At 36.4% G+C, this 1333-nt stretch carries 1 protein-coding gene; it reads left to right on the top strand.

Annotated features, from left to right (window positions below; all coding sequences use genetic code 11):
- The first annotated feature begins 213 nt into the window (after window positions 1-213).
- A complete protein-coding gene (locus L1264_RS21370; RefSeq protein ID WP_235404648.1) occupies window positions 214-1005 on the top strand; it encodes a hypothetical protein in 792 nt (263 codons plus the stop codon).
- The last annotated feature ends 328 nt before the right edge of the window (window positions 1006-1333 follow it).

Genomic DNA, 1333 nt, shown 5'->3' with positions numbered 1-1333 from the left:
TGTTCTGTAGGGAATGCAAGCGCAGAGACTATACGAAAATATATCCAAGAGCAGGGGTGACACCTATTCATCCCCGCGACATCACTTTGTTCTGATCACGGGGTTTTCTCGGTGAGTTTAGATAAAAAGTAATTTTTTAAAAATATTAGGCTTTTTTTGCCTCTATATGTTGCGTATACCTGTACATTATTAAGCATATATATGGAGGCTGTTATGTTTACAAACCTGAATAAATACTCAAAATATCAAAACTCAAAGTGGTTTATCATTGCCATTTTACTTTGCTCTATTTTATCAATAGTTTATTTGCAATTACGTCACCCCGCTGACAACTCTAGTGTAGAGCCAACTTTTGACTACTCAACTATTATCGATCACTTTAATGGCAAGCTTAACCAAGGTACATTTCTGTTCTCTGAACCGGTTACTTGGAACGGCCAGTTTATTCCTGTTGAGAGTTATGCTGGAATAAACCTTAAAAGTTTAAGCAGCGAGTATGCTGATGGTTTAGTTTTATATTGGCTTCATCGTATAAAGTTTGCCTCTACTGAAGAGACTGGTGTCATAAAAGACAGTTTTGAGGCTGTAAAATCATTAACTTATGACATCAACGAAGCTAATTTAGAATTCTTAGATTGTAGCCTGACTGAAAAATGTGATTTTAAAAAACTTATAAATAACTTCAGCAACTCAGCTTGGGTACCTTTTTGGGCAATGAAGGCAGATATTGAGTATGTTAAGAGCAAAAGTGATGAACTAAATGAGCTTAACATTTCTGCTGTTAGTGACTTAGAGTTTTTCGAGCTTCGTAACAATGCCGGTCATGTTGAAATCATACCACCAGCACTTGCTGACTACTTAATAACCATACCTTTTTATCTGAATTGCGAAACCAACAATCAAAAACTTTTGATGTACTTATACGAGGTTAAAACTAGGTTTTCCCAGCTAAGCACGATAGTTGATGAATTCATGAGTATGGCTTCAGCTTACCAGTGCGAGTGAATGTAGGAGAGGATTAAAGTTTCATGCTAAACAATCAAGCAACTCTGCTGGAACCGCTTATGATTCAACATGACTAAAAATAAAAATTCATACTAAAGGCTACTATCAAGTCCAAATCAAGCTACAACTGAATATTAAAGTATCATACTCGTTGTAACTCACTTTTGGACAAAAACGAGTTAGAGCCGAAGGTCGGCTCTGTGCCCAGACTGTGTGAAAACTAATTTTTAATAAATTGTCTTGGGTATGTTCTTAGTTTGAAACCATTTAAGATGGTTGCGATCGATTTTTTCTCAGTATCGCAATTTTCTCCGCGCGAGCGAAACTG

It is taken from the genome of Pseudoalteromonas sp. APAL1 (genome assembly GCF_021532475.1).
GTDB lineage: Bacteria > Pseudomonadota > Gammaproteobacteria > Enterobacterales > Alteromonadaceae > Pseudoalteromonas > Pseudoalteromonas lipolytica_C.
Note: the sequence above shows the minus strand (reverse complement) of the source record. Positions and strands in the feature narration are given on the sequence as shown.